We start from the raw sequence: 18,722 nt of genomic DNA on the forward strand, positions 1-18,722 counted from the left end.
CGATGGCGCTGGCAGTGAGAAACGACGAAGGAGCGGGCCGGAAGCATGTGCCGGTGATGGTTGGGGAGGTGTGCGATTTGCTTTGCGCACACGGCCCGCTCGCTATCGTTGATGTGACGCTCGGCATGGGCGGGCACGCCGAGGCGATGCTCGCGCGCACACGCGCGCGTCTGCTCGGGATCGATCGCGATGAGAGCGCGCTCGAAGCGGCCCGCGAACGGCTCGCGCCGTTCGGCGATCGTGCGACGCTGCGCCACGGCGACTTCGGCGATATCGCCGCGATCATGCGCGAGGCCGGCTTTCCCGCGGCTGATGCGATCCTCGCGGATTTGGGGATGAGCAGTTTCGCGCTCGACGATGCCGAGCGCGGGTTCAGTTTCAGGTCGGATGGTCCGCTCGACATGAGGATGGACCAGTCGCAGGGCATGCGTGCCTACGACGTGGTCAATGAGGAAGCGGAGGCGGAGTTGGCGCGGATCATCTACACCTACGGCGAAGAGCGGGCCTCCAGGCGGATCGCCAAGACGATCGTGGAGGCCCGTCGACGCCGCCGTATCGAGACCACGGGCGAATTGCGCGCCCTGGTCGAGCGCGCGCTCGGGCCGCAGCGCCGCGGCGGCGTGCATCCTGCGACCCGCACTTTCCAGGCGCTGCGTATCGCGGTGAATCACGAGATGGAAAGGCTGGCGCGATTTCTGCGCGAGGCGCCTGAGATGCTCGTGCCGCGCGGCAGGCTGGTGATCATTTCGTATCACTCGCTCGAGGATCGCCCGGTGAAGGAGCGTTTTCGCGAGCTCAGCTCCGACGGCAACTTCGCCCGCGTCACCACCAAGGTGATGAAGCCTTCAGCGTCCGAGACCGCCGCGAATCCGCGCGCCCGCAGCGCCCGGCTGCGATGCCTCGAAAGGAACGCGTCATGAGCGCGCGCAAGCGGCCGGCCAAGCCGCCCTCGAAGGCGGTGCCCGCGGTTCTGTGCGGGCTGATCGCGATCGTTGGCTTCACGACGCTGATGGTTCGCCTCGAAGCGACGCGCGAGGGCTACCGCATCTCGGCGCTGCGCGCGGAGAACGCAAAACTCGAAGACGAAAATCGCTACTTGTGGATGACCGAGGCGCAACTGAGCTCGCATGAGCGGCTGCGCACGCTCGCCGCCAAATACAATCTCGCTCCGCCAACCCGCGGGCAGATCGTGATGGTGCCGTGAACGTCGCGGCCAAACAGCGCCGCGCCCGCGTGGGTGCGCTGACCTTCGCCCTCGCCGGGCTCTTCGCGCTGGCGATGCTGCGCCTGGTCGCGCTGGTCGCATTCGACGGCTCGCGGCTCGATTCGCTCGCCAACAGTGAGCATACCGAGGACGAGAAGTTAGCAGCCGCGCGCGGTCCGATCGTCGATCGCAACGGCGCGCCGTTCGCGCTGTCGGCCGACACGCGCTCGGTCTATGCGCACCCGAAGCAGCTCCTCGAAAACTCGACGGATGCTGAACGCGCCAAGCTCGCGGCTGCGATTGGCCTGACGCCCGCGCAGCTCGAAAATGAAATTCACAAGCCCGCGCCGTTCGTGTGGCTGGCGCGTCGTATCGCGCCCGAGAAGGCGCAGGCGGTCGAGGCGCTCGGAATCGAAGGCGTCGGCACGCTGAGCGAGTACAAGCGCTTCTACCCGGAGAGCAACCTGGCCGCGTCGGTGGTGGGGTTGGCTGGGATGGACGGTCAGGGGCTCTCCGGGTTGGAGCTCGAGTACGACAGGCAGGTGCGCGGCGAACAGGTCGCGCTGCACGTCTATCACGACGCGCTTGGCAAGCCGATTCTCGACACGCCGCTGGCGCTCAAGGCGCCAGAGCCGGGGGCACGGCTCGAGCTCACGATCGATTCGTCGATCCAGTCGCTTGCGGAATCGGAGCTGGCGAACGAAGTGCAGCAAAGCGGCGCCAAGCATGGCGCGGCGATCGTGCTCGATCCGTTTACCGGCGCCGTGATCGCGATGGCGAACGTTAACGCCGATCCGAACAATATCCACGACCGGCTGCATAACGCCGCGGTGCAGGATGCGTTCGAGCCGGGCTCGACGATGAAGGGTATACTCGCCTCGATCGCGCTCGCCGACGGTGTGATTACGCCCAACAAGCAAATCTATTGCGAGGGTGGCCGCTGGACCGTCGATCGGCGCACGATCCATGACGACTCGCCGCACGGATACCTCGACCTTGGCGGCATCATCGAAGTCTCGTCGAATATCGGCGCGGCGAAAATCGCGCTCTCGCTCGGTTCCGAGCGTTTCTATGAGGGTCTGCGCGCCTTCGGCCTCGGCCAGCGCACCGGGATCGATCTGCCCGGCGAAGCGGCGGGCCTGCTCAACAAGCCCAAGGGCTGGCGTCAGATCGATCTCGCCAATCACGGCTTCGGCCAGGGCGTCGCGGTGACACCGATGCAGCTTGCGGTCGCGTACGCGGCGATCGCCAACGGCGGCAATATCGTTCGCCCGCATATCGTGCGCGCGGCGTTCGATGCCGACGGCGGCGAAGTGCTGGAGCATCCGCCGCAGATCGTGCGCCGCGCGATCTCGCCCGACGTCGCGCATCAGATGAATCTGCTCCTGCGCAATGTCGTCAATGGTCCGGACGGCACCGGGCACAAGGCCCAGGTCGACGGATTCCTGGTCGCGGGCAAGACCGGCACGGCGCAAATGGTGAATCCCGAAAACGGAACTTACTTCCAGAATCGTCATGTCAGCTCGTTCGTCGGATTTCTGCCCGCCGACGATCCGCGGCTGCTGATCCTGGTCGTGCTATATGATGTCGGCCACGGCCACTTCGGCGGACTCGTCGCGGCGCCCGTCTTCAGCCAGATCGCGTCGGGCGCGGTGCGCGATCTTGGCATCACGCCGCCGACTCCCGATTATGAAGAAGCGAGCATCATTCCAACCAAGCTCCTGCATCCGCAGAAGACGCGGCGCGGCGTGCTCGCGATGTCCGATAGCGACGACTTCATTCCAGTGCTTACCGGCAAAAAGCTTGTTTCGCAGACGCCTGATTTTTCCGGCATGAGCCTCAGACGCGCGATCGATGCGGCCAAGCGCTTGCGCGTGACGGTCGAGCTCCAGGGCAGCGGCTACGTTGTATCGCAAGAGCCTGCGCCCGGCGCGCCGCTCAACCATTCGACGATCAAGCTCGAGCTGGCCTCGAGTACCGATGCGCTGCCGGAGCGCAAAGCCGGCAGGCTGATCCACGTAGCAATGAACTCCAGGGGAGGGCGGTGAAACTAGGTGAACTGCTCGAAGGCCTGGATGTGGGGCGGATCGTGGGGGGCACGGATGTGGAGATTTCGGGTCTTGCGTATGACTCGCGAAAGGTTGGTCGCGGAGATCTGTTCTTCTCGACCGCGCGCGATCTGTCGCGTGCGCGGGCAAACGTAGAGGACGCATTCAGACGCGGGGCGTCGGCGGCGGTGGTGAGTGGATGGGATGAGGAAACCGCGCGCCCCGCGATGATCTTGGTGGAGTGCGAGCGGCCGCGCCTTCTGATGGGCGCGGTCGCCTCGCGCTTCTACAATGCGCCGAGCCGCCGCCTCGAGCTGGTGGGAGTAACCGGCACGGCGGGCAAAACGACGACCACTTATATCCTGGCTTCGATCTTGGAGGCCGCGGGCATGCCGGCCGGAATAATCGGCACGATCGGGATCTTCGCGCGCGGCAAGACGCTCTATCACGGCCTCACCACGCCCGAATCGATCGATTTCGAGTCCTCGCTCGCCGCGATGGAGCGCGAGGGAATCCGCCACGTCGCCGCCGAAGTCTCTTCGATGGGAATCGCAGGCGGGCGAGTCGAGGAACTTAATTTCCGCGCCTGTGGTTTCACCAACCTTGGCCGCGATCACTTGGATGATCACGGCACGATGGAAAACTACTTCCAGGCGAAGCTCCGGCTCTTCACCGAGATCCTGCCACGAAGCCTGAGCGCCGATCCGATCGCGGTCGTGCGCGGTGACGATCCCTACGGCAAGCGGATTCTAGCCGCAGTGAAGACGCACAAGGTGAGCTTCGGCCTCGATCGCGCGCTCGATGCACATCCCGAGAGTTACTCGGCCGGGCTCGACGGAATCCGCGCGACGATTTCTGTACTCGGCAAGAAAATCGAAATCACCTCGCCGCTGGTCGGCGAGATCAATCTGCTCAATGTCCTCGGCGCCTCCGCTCTGTCGGTGGCCCTGGGCATCGAAACGGCGGCGGTGGCGGAAGGTGTGCGGCGATGCCCAGGGGCCCCCGGCAGAATGGAGGCTGTGCCGGCCACACCGGGTGTGACGGTGCTGGTCGATTACGCCCATAAGCCCGACGCGCTCGAAGCGGTGCTGAAGACGCTGCGCGGCCTCTGCAAAGGCCGTGTCATATGCGTCTTCGGATGCGGCGGCGATCGCGATCGGGGCAAGCGTCCGATTATGGGTGAGATCGCCGGCCGAATTGCTGACCTGCCCGTGCTCACCTCCGACAATCCGCGCACTGAAGATCCGCTGAGTATAATCGCGGAAGTCGAGCAGGGGTTGGTGGCGTCAAACTTGTCGCGGCTTGGCGATGCGCGCTCGGGGGAGCGCGGTTATCTCGTCGAGCCCGACCGCAGAAGCGCGATCCGCCTGGCTCTGGAAGCAGCCAGGCCGGGCGACGCGGTAATCGTGGCGGGGAAGGGGCATGAGGATTATCAGCTCGTCGGAAGCCGAGTACTCCAGTTCGACGATCGCACCGTCGTCCGAGAAGTTGCGGACGCGATGGCACGTAGGCAAATTTGAGAGCATCGCGCTCGGCGCGATCGTCATGCTCTATCTTCTGCTCTATCCGCTGCACACCTTGCACGTGGGACTCAACGTCCTGCGCTACGAGACCTTCCGCTCGGTGCTGGCGGGGCTGACATCGTTTGCGATGTCGCTCGTGCTCGGCCCGGTGCTGATCGATCGCTTCCGCGCGATGCACATCGGGCAGACGATCCGCGAAGTCGTTCCCGCGGCGCATCAGAAGAAAGCCGGCACTCCGACGATGGGCGGATTGATGATCTGCGCGTCGGCGCTGTTCGCGACGCTGCTCCTCGCCAACATCACGAATCCTTATGTCTGGCTTGCGATCTTCGTTACCGTGAGTTTCGGTGCGATCGGGTTCGCCGACGACTATCTGAAGCTGACGCGCGGCAAGGGCAACGGGCTCAGCGAGCGCGTAAAGATGATCGCGACATTCTCGTGCGCGTTTATCGCGGCGACCTGGCTCTTCTGGGGACTTGGTTTCGATACCCATCTGACGGTGCCGTTCCTCAAGAACGTCAATCCCAATCTGCACGTGTGGCTATACATCCCGTTCGCGATGCTCGTCATCGTGGGATCGTCACACGCTGTCAACCTGACTGACGGACTCGACGGTCTGGCGATCGGCCCGGTGATGACAGTCGCATTCTGCTACCTGGTTTTTTCGTGGACCGCGGGCAACTTCAAGCTGGCCGCTTACCTGCAGATTCAGCACGTACCCGGCGCCGGTGAAATTTCGATTTTCTGCTCGGCGCTGATCGCGGCGTCGCTCGGCTTCCTCTGGTTCAACGCGTATCCGGCCTCGATGATGATGGGCGACGTGGGCGCGCTGGCGCTCGGCGCCGCGCTCGGCATGGTCGCCGTGCTCGCCAAGCAGGAGCTGGCGCTCGTGATCGCGGGCGGTGTGTTCGTGCTCGAAACGGTATCGGTGCTGATCCAGCGCTACTACTTCAAATTCACCGGCGGCAAGCGCTTCTTCAAGATGGCTCCCATTCATCATCACTTTGAACTCAGCGGATGGCCCGAGACCGTCGTAGTCGTGAGGTTCTGGATCATTTCGATCGTGTGCGGACTGGTCGCGCTCAGCACGCTCAAGATTCGATAGATGGAATAGATGGAACTGTCGGGAAAGCGCGTGATGATCGTGGGACTGGGCGTGAGCGGCCGCGACGCGGCGCGCTTCGTCGCAGCTCGCGGCGCTCATCTCGTGCTGACCGACAGCAACCCGAATCTCGATCGCGCGAATCTTCCCACCGGCGAAGTTCATCTCGGCGCCGAGAGCGATTCGTGGCTCGACGGCGTTGACCTCGTGATCGCCAGCCCCGGTGTGCCGCGCGATTCGAAGTTGCTCGCGGGCGCGGCGGCGCGCGGCATCTCCGTGATCGGCGAGATCGAGCTCGCGTGCCGTTTCATCAAGGCTCCGATCGCGGCGATCACCGGCACCAACGGCAAGAGTACCGTCACGGTAATGCTCGGCGAGATCATGAAGGCCGCGGGACGCCGCACGTTCGTCGGCGGCAACCTCGGCACGCCGCTCGTCGACGCGGTCGGCGCCGACTACGGCGTCGTCGTGGCCGAGGTCTCGAGCTTCCAGCTCGAAACGGTCGACCGATTCCATCCGCGCGTCGCGATTCATCTGAACCTGACTGACGATCATTTCGATCGTTACGACGGACTCGAAGACTACGGCCGCGCCAAGGCGCGGATCTTCGAGAACCAGGATGCGCGCGACTTTGCGATCCTGAATCGCGACGATCCCAACGTCTTCAAGCTCGCGCGTGAGGTCCGCTCACACGTAGTCACGTTCGGAATGAGCAAGCCCGAGTTTCGCTCCGCCCTCTGGCCGGTCGAACGCGCGATCGTCTTCGACTTCGGGAGCCATCACGGGCAGATAAATCTCGACGGCTTTCATTTGACCGGCCGCCACAATATCGCAAACGCGATGGCCGCCGCCGGCGCGGCCTTAGCGATGGGTGTCGAGCCGCACGTCATCGAACACGCGTTGTCGGAGTTCAAAGGCCTCGCGCATCGCATTCAACTCGTGCACGAGAAGAACGGCGTGCGCTGGATCGACGATTCCAAGGGCACCAATGTCGGCGCCGTCGTCGAAGCGCTCGACGCGACACCCGCGCCGATAATCCTGATCGCCGGCGGGGTAGATAAGGGCGGGGATTATTCGCCGCTGCGCGCGCCCCTCGGCGAAAAAGTCAGGCTCGCGATTTTCAACGGCGCCGCGCGCGACAAGATGCGCGATGCGCTTGCAGGTGCGACCGAGATCGCGGTCGTGCCCACGCTCAAGGATGCCGTCAACCAAGCCGCGCGCGCGGCCCGCCCTGGTGACTCGGTGTTAATGTCGCCCGCATGTTCGAGCTTCGATCAGTTCAAGGACTACGCACATCGTGGCAAAGTATTTGAAGAACTGGTTCGCGCGCTTTGAGACCGTAGGCTCGCGCCGCCCCGATCCGTGGCTGTGGGTGCCGGCGGCGGCGCTCGTCATCCTCGGCCTCCTGATGGTGCTGAACACCACCTATTTCCTCGGTATCGAGAAAACCGGCGACAGTTTTCATTTCTTCAAACTTCAACTCGTGCACGTCGCAGCCGGGTTCGGCGTGCTGTTCGTGCTCTCGCAGTTCTCGGTTTATGGGCTGCGCAAGATCGTGATGCCGCTCGCGATTCTTTCGGCGGTGCTCCTTGTCTGCTTGTGGATTCCCGGACTCGGGCAGGTGCGCGGCGGCGCCCGCCGATGGTTCCATCTCGGGCCGATAGTGCTCGAGCCGTCGGAGTTCATCAAAATCGCGCTGGTCTTTTTCCTCGCCGAATATCTGAGCGGCCGCGGCGAGCGCATGAAAAGTTTCACCCGCGGCCCACTGCCCGTGTTCATCATCGTCGCGCCGATCGCGCTGCTGGTGCTGAAGCAGCCTGACTTCGGCAACACCGTGATGATCGCGCTGGTGCTGTTCGCGATGCTCTTCGCCGCAGGCGCAAGCCTCTTGCATCTCGGCATCGCCGGCAGCGGCGCACTCGCAGTGCTTGTCATGCAGGCGGTCTCAAAATCGTATCGCATGAAGCGGCTCACCACCTTCATGGATCCGTGGCATACGGCGCGCGGCGCGGGGTTTCAGTTGACGCAATCGTTCATCGCACTGGGCGAGGGCGGCAAATGGGGCGTCGGCCTCGGCGCGGGACGGCAGAAGATGTTCTACCTGCCTGCGGCGCATACTGACTTTATGTTTGCCGTGATTGGCGAAGAGTTTGGCCTCGTCGGAACCGGCCTCGTGATCGGGCTCTTCCTGGTGATCATGTTCCGCGGAATGAAGATCGCGCACGACGAGCCCGATCCGTTCGCGAGCCTTCTCGCAGTTGGACTTACGGCGCTGCTTTCATTGCAGGCGTTGATCAATATGGCGGTCGTGATCGGCATGATCCCGACCAAGGGCCTGCCGCTTCCTTTTCTCAGCTACGGCGGCACTGCAATCGTGATGGCGATGGCGGCGCTCGGCGCGTTGCTCGCGTTAGGAAGGCGGCCGGCAGTCAGATGAAGTTCATTATCGCGGGCGGCGGCACTGGCGGACATTTGTTCCCCGCCGTCGCGCTCGGCGAGGAAATCAAGCGCGAGCATCCCGACTCTGATGTGCTTTTCGTTGGCACGAGCTCAGGAATGGAAGCCAGGTGGCTGCCGAAGAGCGGCTACCGCTTCGAACTGTTCGACGTTCACGGAATTCGCGGTCACGGAGCGACGGGACGTGTGCGCGCCGCGATCGAGTTCGTGCGCGCGATCGGACTTGCACGCGCGCTGGTCGCGCGCGAGCGTCCCGACCTGATCGTCGGCGCGGGCGGGTACGCATCTGCACCCGTCGGCGTTGCGGCGATTCTGGCGCGAATTCCGCTGGTGCTAATGGAGCAAAACACGATTCCCGGACTGTCGAACAAAATCCTGTGGCGCTTCGCGAAAAAGATTTGCGTCGGCTTTCGCGAGACTGCCGCATATTTCAGCATCGGCAAGGTCGAGGTGACCGGAAACCCGGTTCGATTCGAGTATCGGTCAGGGCCTCGAACGATGGACGATAAAACCCAAATCCTTGTTTTAGGCGGCTCTACCGGCGCGCATCGCCTGAATTTAGGCGTTGTTAACGCTTTCAAAATCTGTGCAAAAAGTGTTATAAATCTGCACGTCGTCCATCAGACTGGGGAGGCGGATGAGGTGTTGGTGAGGCAGGGGTACAGCGATCTGCCGGTCAGGGCAGAGGTCGTCGCTTTTATCGACGACATTCCAGCGGCGCTCGAACGCGCCGACCTGGTCATCGCTCGCGCTGGTGCGATGACCGTCACCGATATCGCGCTCTCGGCCCGCCCCGCGATCTTCGTCCCGTATCCGTTTCACAAGGACATGCAGCAGCTGCACAACGCGCGCGTAATCGAGCGCCTGGGCGGCGCGACAATAGTCCTCGACGACGCTAAACTAGCGGACAACCTCGCACGCGAAATCGGGACGATGCTGCAGGATCGCTCACATCTTGTTGAGATCGGCCAGAAAGCGCATCAGGGAGTTTACCCCGATGCGTCACGCCGTGTTGCGCGCGTTTGCTTCGACCTCGTGGGAATGGAGCAGGCGGCGTGAACGAGCTTCATCCCAACGGATTGCTGACGCGACAACGCCGCGTGCATTTCATCGGCATCGGCGGCGCCGGCATGAGCGGGATCGCCGAGCTATGCATCCGGCTCGGCATGCGCGTCAGCGGATGCGACATGAAAGAGAGCGCGACCACGGCGCGGCTCGCCTCGCTCGGCGCGACGATCGAGCAGGGGCATCATCCGGCGCATCTCGGCGAAGGTCTCGATGCGGTCGTGATCTCATCGGCGGTAAAATTTTCGAATCCTGAAGTAGTGCGCGCTCGCGAGCTTAAGGTTCCCGTCGTCGCTCGCGCCGAGATGCTCGGCGAGCTGCTGCGAATGGCGAAGCTTGGCGTCGCGGTCGCGGGAACGCATGGCAAGACGACGACGACCGGTCTCGTCGGCCTCATCATGGAAGAGGCGGGTATCGATCCGACCGTCGTGGTCGGCGGGAACATCCGCAACACCGGCAGCAACGTGCGCCTCGGGCATGGCGACTTCATGGTTGCCGAGGCCGACGAGAGCGACGCGTCGTTTCTGCTCCTGCTGCCGACGATCGCGATCGTCACGAATATCGATCCTGAGCATCTCGATCACTACGGCAACATGGATCGCGTGCGCGAGGCGTTTCTGAGTTTCATCAATCGCGTGCCGTTCTATGGCGTCGCTGTGCTCGGAATCGACAGCGTCAACGTGCGCGGACTGCTCGCGAACGTCCGTAAACCGATAGTCACCTACGGCGTCGCCCCCGATGCCGACCTGCGCGCCGAGCGAATCGTGATCGACGGCCTGTCGACGCGCTTTGACGTCATTCTGAAAGGCGAGCAACTTGGAACGGTGACGATTCCGATGCCAGGCGTGCACGTCGCGCTCAACTCGCTGGCTGCGATCGCGGTGGCGATGCAAATCGGGATCGACTTCGACACCGCGGCGAAAGCGCTCGGCAAGTTCGGCGGTATCGGACGGCGCATGGAGATCAAGGGCGAGGCGCGTGGAAGAATCGTGATCGACGACTACGCGCATCATCCGGCCGAGGTCCGCGCGACGCTGGCTGCTGTGCGAGCGGCGTTCCGCAGGCGCGTCGTGGCCGTATTTCAGCCGCATCGCTACACGCGGATGCGCGATTTGTTCGATGAATTCTTGACGGCGTTTGATGACGCCGACGTGCTTTTGCTGCTCGACATTTATTCCGCTGGCGAGGAGCCGATCGAAAATGTCTCGTCGCGCCGGCTGTACGAATCGATTCGCGCGCGCGGTCATATCGACGTTCATTATGTCGGCGCCGACGATCCCGCCGCGGCGGTCGCGCAGGCCTCGCGCGAGGGCGACGTGATCGCGACGCTCGGCGCAGGCGATATAAACAAGCTTGGACCCGCGATACTCGCGGCCTTGGGCGAGGAGGCGCATGAGCGGGCTTGAGCAAAACCTGCGCGCGCGCTTCGGCGACCGCCTCAGGATCGGCGCGCCGCTCAGCGAGTGGACGTCGTTTCGCATCGGCGGCCCCGCCGACCTGTTCCTCGTTGTCGAGAGCGAGGACGAGTTGAGCGCCGCGAAAGCCGCGGCCTGGAGCGCCAATGCGCCCTGCTTTTGCCTCGGCGCGGGAACGAATCTGCTTATCAGCGATCGCGGGATGCGCGGGCTCGTCGTTCATCTCGGCGAGGGTCTCAGAAGGATCGTTATCGAGGGCAATCGAATTTACGCGGGTGCCGCGGCGCAGTTCGGCACGCTGGTGAAGGGCGCGGTCGAGATGGGCCTTGAAGGGCTCGAGTTCGGCGAGGGAATCCCGGGCACGGTCGGCGGCGGCCTGGTCATGAATGCGGGTGCGTTCGGCGGCGAGATCGCGCGGGTCGTGACTCTCGTGCATGGCGTGACCGAAGCGGGCGAGCTGCGGGCGCTGACGAAGGACGAAGTGAAGTTCGCCTATCGGCGCACCGAGCTGCCGCAGAACTTCGTGATTACGCGTGTCGACTTCGAGTTGCAGCCGGGCAATCGCGAGCATCTGCGCGCGCGCGTTGCCGATCTGCATGCCAGGCGCGAAGCGCGCCAGCCGCGCAACGTTCCCAATGCGGGCTCGATTTTCAAGAATCCGCCGGGGACGTTTGCGGGCAAATTGCTCGAAGGCGCGGGACTCAAGGGCACGCGCGTCGGCGACGCGGCGTTCTCGGACAAGCACGCCAATTTCATCGTCAATCTTGGAGAGGCGCGGGCCGCTGAGGTGCGGGCGCTGATCGAGATGGCGAGGAACAAAGTTAAGGAACAGAGCGGCGTCTGGCTCGAGCCAGAGGTCAAGCTCGTCGGCGACTGGTAGCTGACGGTTTTCGGAGGCGGGGTGGCGAGGCGGAGTGGAGAAAAGACCGGATGGCATCCGCGCACGGCGGGGATGGTGATTTGCGCCTTCTTCGCGATGGGTGCGATGGCCGGCTTCAGCACGGCGGGGCACGCGATCATCATGCGCGCCAACGATTCGCTTGCAGGCCTCACCGGCTCGATCGCCGACACGCTTGGACCCGCACGCGCTTCGCTCGAGGGCGGTTCCACTTCGGTTGCCGGATGGCTCGATCGTTCGACGTTCTTCAAAGACGCGATCCAGCAGGTGACGCATCGCGTGACCGTGCCTGAAATGGACCAGAGTGGCCCGCCTATCGCGATCGTAAAACGCGGCGACGATTTTTATTCGCTCACCGACAACGGCGCGCTGCGCGGACCGATTGCGCTGCGCGAGCAAGGCGATCTGCCGATCGTGAGCGGCGTCGCTGACGATGCCACCGGCAACGATCTGCTCGAGGATGCCGCCGTGCTGGTGCGCGCCGAGACCACGCTCGCGCAGCTTATATCCGAGATGCGCGTGAACAACGACGGCACGGCGACGCTGTGTCTGGAACGCGCGCGCACCGAGCTCACGATCGATCTCAACGACGTTCCACACGAGCTCGATCGCGCGCAGCAGGTGATGAAGCGCCTTGACGGTCAGCAGCAACTGGTCGCGGCGCTCGATCTGACGACGCCAGGCGAAGCGGTGGTGCGGCTGCGCGGCGCGACCGTCGGAGTGAAAAAGGCGACCCCGAAAGTGACTGCGAGTTTATCGCGGACGCGTCCGAAAGTGAGGAGGCAGTAGCGATGCGAAACCTCCTGACCGGCCTCGATATCGGTACGAGCAAGGTCTGCGCGCTCGTCGGCGAGTCATTGAGTGACGGCTCGCTCGCCGTGCTGGGACACGGCGTCGCGCCGTGCAGCGGACTGCGCAAGGGCGTGGTCGTGAATATCGAGGCGACGGTCGACGCGATCCGCGCCGCGATCGAGGAGGCGGAGAAAAGCTCCGGCGTGCGAATTGGCGCCGCGGTGGCGGGCGTTGCGGGGCCGCATATCCGAGGGCTCAACAGCCACGGAATCGTCGCGGTGCGCGGCGGCGAAGTCGGCGCGCGCGATGTCGATCGCGTGATCGATGCGGCACGCGCGGTTGCGATTCCGCTCGATCGGCAGGTGCTGCACATCCTGCCGCAGCAATTTGCCGTCGACGACCAGGAAGGTGTGCGCGAGCCGATCGGGATGGCGGGCGTGCGGCTCGAGGCCCGGATTCATATCGTCACGGCCGCGCAGAGCTACGGACAGAACCTCAACAAGTGCTGCGAGCGCGCGGGCGTGACGCCGGCCGAGATGGTCTTCGAGCCGCTGGCCTCGGCTGAGGCGGCGCTGTTTCCAGAAGAGCGCGAGCTCGGCGTCGCGCTGATCGATATCGGCGGCGGCACGACCGATATCGTCGTGTTTCATGGTGGCGCCGTGATGCATACCGCGGTGCTGCCGCTCGGCGGCAATCATCTGACGAGCGACGTGGCCGCCGGACTGCGCACGCCGATCTCGGATGCGGAGCGGCTCAAAATCAGTTACGGCGTGGCGACGAATTTGATCGTTCGCCGCGATGAAATGGTTCAGGTGCCGGGCGTCGGCGGGCGAGAGCCCCGTATCATCGCCCGGCGAATCCTCGGCGAGATAATCGAGCCGCGGATGGAAGAAATTTTCTCGATGGTCCAGCGCGAGCTGATGCGCTCGGGTGTGGCGGACAGTCTGGCTTCGGGGGTCGTGCTGGTCGGAGGCACGTCGTTGCTCGAAGGCACGCAGGAGCTGGCCGAACGGGTGTTCGGTTTGCCGGTGCGGCGCGGACTGCCGATCAACCTGAAAGGGATGCCCGAGGAGTTGATGAAACCCATGTACACGACGGTGGCCGGCCTCCTGCTCTACCAAAATGGCGGCGGCCGTATCGTGAGCAACGGGATCGCGCGGTTCGGCAAAATCGGCCGGCTCCGCGCCCGCTTGAGCGACTGGGTGAGGGACTTCTTTTGAGGCAGCGCGGCCATCGGGAACTAGCTGGGCAATTGGAATTGCCAGGAGTGGGCGGAGGAGGATCTGAGATGATTGAGTTGGTCAGTAACCCCGATCCGGGAGCGCGGATCAAAGTTATCGGCGCGGGCGGATGCGGCGGCAACGCGGTCAACCACATGATTACCGTCGGTATCCGCAACGTCGAGTTTATCGCGGCGAATACCGATATCCAGGCGCTGCAAAATAATCACGCGCCGATCCGGCTGCAGATCGGCGAGAACCTGACGCGCGGGCGCGGCAGCGGCGGCATGCCCGATATCGGGCGCAAGGCGGCGCTCGAAGACGAAGAGCGCATCCGCGAAGTGCTCGCCGACGCCGAGATGGTGTTCGTCACGGCCGGCATGGGCGGCGGCACCGGCACCGGCTCTGCGCCGGTTATCGGCCGTATCGCGCGCGAGGTCGGTGCGCTCACGGTCGGCGTCGTCACCAAGCCGTTCCAGTTCGAAGGCCGCCGCAAGATGGCCCAGGCCGAAGAAGGTCTGCGCGAGCTGAAAAAGGCTTGCGACACTCTGATTACAATTCCTAACCAACGGTTGCTCTCGGTCGCGAGCCGCAATACCTCGCTCAAGGAATCGTTCCAGAAGGCCGACGACGTGCTGCTCCAGGCGGTCAAGGGAATCTCCGAGCTGGTGACGGTGCACGGCCTTATCAACCTCGACTTCGCCGACGTGCGCTCGATCATGGCCGAGATGGGCATGGCGATGATGGGCGCGGCGACGGCGATCGGCGAGAACCGCGCGGTCGAAGCGGCGCAGCGCGCGATCTCGAGCCCGCTGCTCGAAGACGTTTCGATCAAGGGCGCACGCGGCCTCCTGATCAACGTCACCGGCGGACCGGATCTCTCGCTCTACGAAGTCAACGAAGCGGCGAGCCTCATCCAGGAAGAGGCGCACGAAGACGCCAACATCATTTTCGGCGCCGTGATCGACGACAAGATCAGCGATGAGATTCGCGTCACTGTGATCGCGACCGGCTTCGGCGATCTCGATAAGGGCACGTCGCGCTACTCGGGCTCAGGCGCGCCAATCACGACCGTGATCTCCGCGTCGGCGACGCGGCCCGTCGATGCCTCCGAGGCGATGGCGCCCGTGCAGCATCAGGTGCCGATGCCGATGCATTCGCTCGAGCCGCCGATGCCGCAGCCGGTTGCGACGCCGGCGCCCTCGGCGCAGATCAAGCCGTTCCCGGGATCGCGCCCGGTGCGCAAGATGGGAATGATCGTCGACGACAGCACGCTGGATATTCCGGCGTTCCGCCGCCGCGGTGAAGCCGCGGCTGATGATGCCGACGCAGAGAAGCTCGAGCCGAACTCGCTGGTTGACGGCGACGACAAGCTCGATATCCCGACCTTCCTGCGCAAGCATCTGGACTAGCTGCTACGCCAGGGCGCGCTGAGCGCGCCCGAGGTTAACTGTTTTCTCCTCGGATTCTCCACGCAGGGGCGGCGCAAGCCGCCGCCTCTGCCCCCTCCTGTCATGCGGAGAGATGGCCCCACTCGATGCGGGTTTGAACGACGTAGTGAAGATGGCCGGCGATCACATAACGACTCAACAACTTTTCCATGCCGGCGTCGAAGTCTGCGGTTGCCGCATTTCCCAAGTGATCCTCGGACCACGTTGCGCGCGAATGCTGACAACGCAGGTATTCGACGATTGTTTGTGAGATTTCGGTCGGCTGCGTGATCCTGACGCCCACTGGTTTGTACAAGCGATGCAGGAGCTTGGGTTGATCGAGCTGCTGGCGCGCGTTCTTCCATCCGAAGGGGCGCTTGCCATCAACTTTCTCCAGGAAATCCGAGTAGAAGGCGGTTTCGTCGCGTTCCCACGGCGCGTTGATCGGCGCGTCGCCGTCCAGCACGGCAAGGAATGCGCCCGGTGCGAGTGCTGCAGCAAATTTTGGCAGAACCTGGTCGAGGTCCATCCAATGCAGACTCAGCGCGGCAACGATCAGTCCGTAGGGAGGATCCAGTTTCGAATCTTCCAGCTTCGATTCTATCCATCGAATCTTTGCGTTGGCGCCGTTGGGCAAGCTGCGCGCCAGCCGGAGCATTTCTGCCGAAGGATCGATCGCGTCGGCTCGTTCGAGATTGTCGATCAGCCCGAGCGTGATTTTTCCGGGACCGCACCCCGCGTCGAGTACGACCCGTGGATGTCCTTTGATGAAGCCCAGAAGCGTTTCAAACACCTCGGGCGAATAAGGTGGACGAAAGAGATAGTTCTCGACCATCCGCGCTGAAGAAAAACGCTGACCCAGTAAACGATCGCGATTAGCGCCCGGCCACGTCACCGTACCCCCGTGCTCGAACGGCGCGTCCATCGCCATGCGGACGACGCTTGTGCCGTCGCCAAGATTGAAGCTCTCAACTCGCATAAAGCCCTGCGACTCGAGCCACGAATTGAACTGCGTCAGTGATTCATACTCGAGGAACCACGCACGCCGCGCCTGAAGCTGCAGCAGTTCGGAACGAAGTAGGGCCAGCAGTCGAATCCCGAGTGAATCACGATCCGATGGCACCACTACGACGAAGAGTCGATAGTCGTCTTCCATCCACTGACCGCGATGTTCCAGTCCAGCGTAGCCAACGACCTGTCCGTCAGCAGTTGCAATGAACTGTCGTTGAACACCGTTGGCCGTAGGAAAGGATCGTCGATTCGACGCCCACTCGCGCTGGCTGGGAGCGGACGGCATCTCGGCGACGGACTTTTCTGCGAGCGCCAGAAGCGCAGGCCAGTCCGCGTCGCGAACCGACCGAATTGTCAGGCTGTCCACTCTGACCACGCTGTCGTCTCTCCTTGACCAGCATTTTCTTTGCCCTCTCCCTGACCTGACCAGGGGGAGGGGTAGGGTGAGGGTACTCTGGCTCTGGTTTAAAGGGCGAACACACGCAGTCAACCCTCACCCGGCGGCGCGATGCGCCGCCGACCTCTCCCTGGTCGGGGAGAGGGATTCCAGAGCGCGGAATTACGCGGCCGCGGTTGTTGTTGCGAGGCGTTCCTGGGCGCGCTCGTAGGGGACGCAGGCGAGTGCGGCGACTACGCAGATCGTGCACGCGATCACGAAGAGCCACAGCGCCAGTGTGTAACTGTGCGTCACGTCGAAGATCCTGCCCGTTATGATTGGACCGGCGGCGAAGCCGAGCGTGCCGAAGAGCGCGGAGATTCCCATCAGCGCGCCGTAGTTCTTGAGGCCCATCGATTCGAGCACGATGAGCGGCGTCAGAACGCCGGTCGCGCCGATAACCATTCCCGACAGCACGACGTGAACTGCGAGCGCGCCGAGATGGGTCGCGTACACCAGCGCCAGCATCGAAATCGCGCCGAGAATCCAGGTCACAGCGAGCGCGCGCCGCGCGCCGAGCCGATCCGCCGCCGGACCTGACAGCAGGTTTCCAACCGTCGTGATGAGGAACACGATACTCAACATATGCGCCGAAAATACCGGCGTGTATCCGATGCCGATGAGATAAGCGACAAAGTGCTGGCCGATTCCCGCCCATACCGATGAGCCCAGGAACTGCAGCAGCGTCACCAGCCATAGCGAACGCGTCGAAAATGCCTGCCGCACTTCGAAGCCGGTCAGCGCCGGCGCTTCGCGTTCGATCACTTGGGTGGCGCGCTCGTCGGGCCGCGTGCGCACAAAGGTCAGCAGCAGCGGAATCACGACAATAAGCATCGGCAGCGCGACGACGATCGCGCCGAAGCGCCATCCCTGCGCGCCAATCACATAACTGATCACAACGACCATGATCGCGCCGCCGATCGATGCGCCCGAGAGCGCAAGACCCATCGCGAGCCCGCGCCGCTCACGAAACCAATTGGCCAGCACCAGCGAGCTGGGAATTCCGGTGCATGCGCAGAGGCCGACGCCGAGCGCGAGGTTGAGCGCCACGAGCTCGCCGAAACTCTGGATGCGGCTGAGTGCCACGTAGGCGAGAACGGTGATCGCCACACCCGCCGTCATCACCTTGCGCGCGTCGACGCGATCGAGCAGCCATCCGACGATCGGCGCGGCGATTCCCGCCGATAACGCACCGACGGAAAATCCTGCCGAAAGTTTCGCCCGGCTCCAGCCGAAGGTTTTAAGCACGGCAGGGAAGAACACCGAGGTGGTGCTGGGTCCCGCGCCCCAGACCAGGAACCACGAGACGAACAGCGTGCCGACGATCCACCATCCGCGCGACTCTTGTTTGGTCATGCCACCTCCGACGCAAGCGAACCTCGTGACTCTAGCGGTTTCGGCGGCCAGGCGGGAATGCTTTTTATTTGCGCATCAGGCGTGATTAGTCCGCGCGGTTGCCGTCGTGATGCGGTCCGCCGTAGGCTAAGAATATCGAGGCAGGTGAATTCATGAGCGATGCGATCGATGTCATCCGGCGCCGTCTCAAAGAAGACCGCATTCCTGAAACGCCCGACGAGGTTGGGCGCAAGAAGAAGCGTCCACGCGAAGTCGCATTCATGGACGTCAACTTGTGTTTTCCGTGCGGCAAGTGCCCGGAGTTCTGCCCGGTCCAATGCATCGAGTACCTGCCCGCGGGCACACTGCCGGGCCGCGGCGTTCAGCCGGTGCAGGATCGCTTCCAGGAATGTATCGGATGCTACATCTGCGTCGAGGTCTGCGCGCTACTGACGGACTACGATGCCGTCAGGATGTACGATACAAACCTCGTCGAGAAAGTATTGAACGTGAAGATCGGCGACAAGCCGCCCGATGAGCCGGAGACGCCGCAACCGTGGGAAGAGTATTTCTCAGAGGGCGGCGAATATCGGCATCTCGGCAATGGCTCGCGCATCCGACAGAAGATGACCGAGGAAGAGCGGCGCATCTTCGCTACCGAACGCGTTCGCGGCTAGAGCGTCGGTTCCAGTTTGAAAAATTGAGTAGGGTGGGCGTCCCTGCCCGCCATTAAGACGGCGCGCCGCGCGCCTTCTATGGCTGCAAAAGGGTGACGCGCAGACGATT

Annotated in this window: 16 protein-coding genes; 14 read left to right on the forward strand and 2 right to left on the reverse strand. The window is 63.5% G+C overall.

Annotation, left to right across the window (positions count from 1 at the left end):
• Positions 1-14 precede the first annotated feature (14 nt).
• From rsmH to ftsZ, 13 genes are all read left to right on the forward strand, one after another.
• Positions 15-920 carry a 16S rRNA (cytosine(1402)-N(4))-methyltransferase RsmH gene (gene rsmH, locus VMA09_18715; GenBank protein HUA35650.1) on the forward strand — a complete coding sequence of 302 codons (906 nt, stop codon included), beginning with the start codon at positions 15-17 and terminating at the stop codon, positions 918-920.
• Positions 917-1,204 (forward strand): hypothetical protein, encoded by a 288-nt coding sequence (locus tag VMA09_18720; GenBank protein ID HUA35651.1) that lies wholly within the window; start codon positions 917-919, stop codon positions 1,202-1,204. The genes rsmH and VMA09_18720 overlap by 4 nt, the downstream gene beginning before the upstream one ends.
• Positions 1,201-3,252, forward strand: coding sequence for a penicillin-binding protein (locus VMA09_18725; protein HUA35652.1), 2,052 nt, complete (start codon positions 1,201-1,203; stop codon positions 3,250-3,252). The genes VMA09_18720 and VMA09_18725 overlap by 4 nt, the downstream gene beginning before the upstream one ends.
• Positions 3,249-4,772: a UDP-N-acetylmuramoyl-L-alanyl-D-glutamate--2,6-diaminopimelate ligase gene (locus VMA09_18730; protein HUA35653.1), complete on the forward strand. Its 1,524-nt coding sequence runs from the start codon at positions 3,249-3,251 to the stop codon at positions 4,770-4,772. Before VMA09_18725 ends, VMA09_18730 begins: the two co-directional genes overlap by 4 nt.
• Positions 4,675-5,880, forward strand: coding sequence for a phospho-N-acetylmuramoyl-pentapeptide-transferase (gene mraY / locus VMA09_18735; GenBank protein ID HUA35654.1), 1,206 nt, complete (start codon positions 4,675-4,677; stop codon positions 5,878-5,880). The genes VMA09_18730 and mraY overlap by 98 nt, the downstream gene beginning before the upstream one ends.
• A 9-nt stretch (positions 5,881-5,889) precedes the next feature.
• Positions 5,890-7,212, forward strand: a complete 1,323-nt coding sequence (gene murD, locus VMA09_18740) for a UDP-N-acetylmuramoyl-L-alanine--D-glutamate ligase (GenBank protein HUA35655.1) — start codon at positions 5,890-5,892, stop codon at positions 7,210-7,212.
• Positions 7,175-8,314, forward strand: a complete 1,140-nt coding sequence (ftsW, locus tag VMA09_18745) for a putative lipid II flippase FtsW (protein ID HUA35656.1) — start codon at positions 7,175-7,177, stop codon at positions 8,312-8,314. Before murD ends, ftsW begins: the two co-directional genes overlap by 38 nt.
• Entirely contained in the window at positions 8,311-9,393 is a 1,083-nt protein-coding gene (gene murG / locus VMA09_18750) for an undecaprenyldiphospho-muramoylpentapeptide beta-N-acetylglucosaminyltransferase (protein ID HUA35657.1), read from the forward strand. The genes ftsW and murG overlap by 4 nt, the downstream gene beginning before the upstream one ends.
• Positions 9,390-10,805: a UDP-N-acetylmuramate--L-alanine ligase gene (gene murC / locus VMA09_18755; protein ID HUA35658.1), complete on the forward strand. Its 1,416-nt coding sequence runs from the start codon at positions 9,390-9,392 to the stop codon at positions 10,803-10,805. Before murG ends, murC begins: the two co-directional genes overlap by 4 nt.
• Complete coding sequence (gene murB / locus VMA09_18760) at positions 10,792-11,694, forward strand: UDP-N-acetylmuramate dehydrogenase (GenBank protein HUA35659.1); 903 nt, start codon at positions 10,792-10,794, stop codon at positions 11,692-11,694. The genes murC and murB overlap by 14 nt, the downstream gene beginning before the upstream one ends.
• A 21-nt stretch (positions 11,695-11,715) precedes the next feature.
• Positions 11,716-12,501: a cell division protein FtsQ/DivIB gene (locus VMA09_18765; protein HUA35660.1), complete on the forward strand. Its 786-nt coding sequence runs from the start codon at positions 11,716-11,718 to the stop codon at positions 12,499-12,501.
• Positions 12,502-12,503: 2 nt separating this feature from the next.
• Complete coding sequence (gene ftsA / locus VMA09_18770) at positions 12,504-13,724, forward strand: cell division protein FtsA (protein HUA35661.1); 1,221 nt, start codon at positions 12,504-12,506, stop codon at positions 13,722-13,724.
• 68 nt (positions 13,725-13,792) lie between these two features.
• Complete coding sequence (gene ftsZ / locus VMA09_18775) at positions 13,793-15,136, forward strand: cell division protein FtsZ (protein HUA35662.1); 1,344 nt, start codon at positions 13,793-13,795, stop codon at positions 15,134-15,136.
• Positions 15,137-15,236: 100 nt separating this feature from the next.
• Here the strand turns inward: ftsZ and VMA09_18780 are convergent, their stop codons facing one another.
• Together VMA09_18780 and VMA09_18785 are read right to left on the reverse strand one after the other, a co-directional pair.
• On the reverse strand, positions 15,237-16,532 hold the full coding sequence (locus tag VMA09_18780; GenBank protein HUA35663.1) for a class I SAM-dependent methyltransferase: 1,296 nt from the start codon (positions 16,530-16,532) through the stop codon (positions 15,237-15,239).
• 192 nt (positions 16,533-16,724) lie between these two features.
• Entirely contained in the window at positions 16,725-17,957 is a 1,233-nt protein-coding gene (locus VMA09_18785; protein ID HUA35664.1) for an MFS transporter, read from the reverse strand.
• Positions 17,958-18,109: 152 nt separating this feature from the next.
• Between VMA09_18785 and VMA09_18790 the strand changes: the two genes are divergently transcribed.
• On the forward strand, positions 18,110-18,613 hold the full coding sequence (locus VMA09_18790) for a hypothetical protein (protein ID HUA35665.1): 504 nt from the start codon (positions 18,110-18,112) through the stop codon (positions 18,611-18,613).
• Positions 18,614-18,722 lie beyond the last annotated feature (109 nt).

This window comes from Candidatus Binataceae bacterium, assembly GCA_035508495.1.
Classification (GTDB): Bacteria; Desulfobacterota; Binatia; order Binatales; family Binataceae; genus JASHPB01.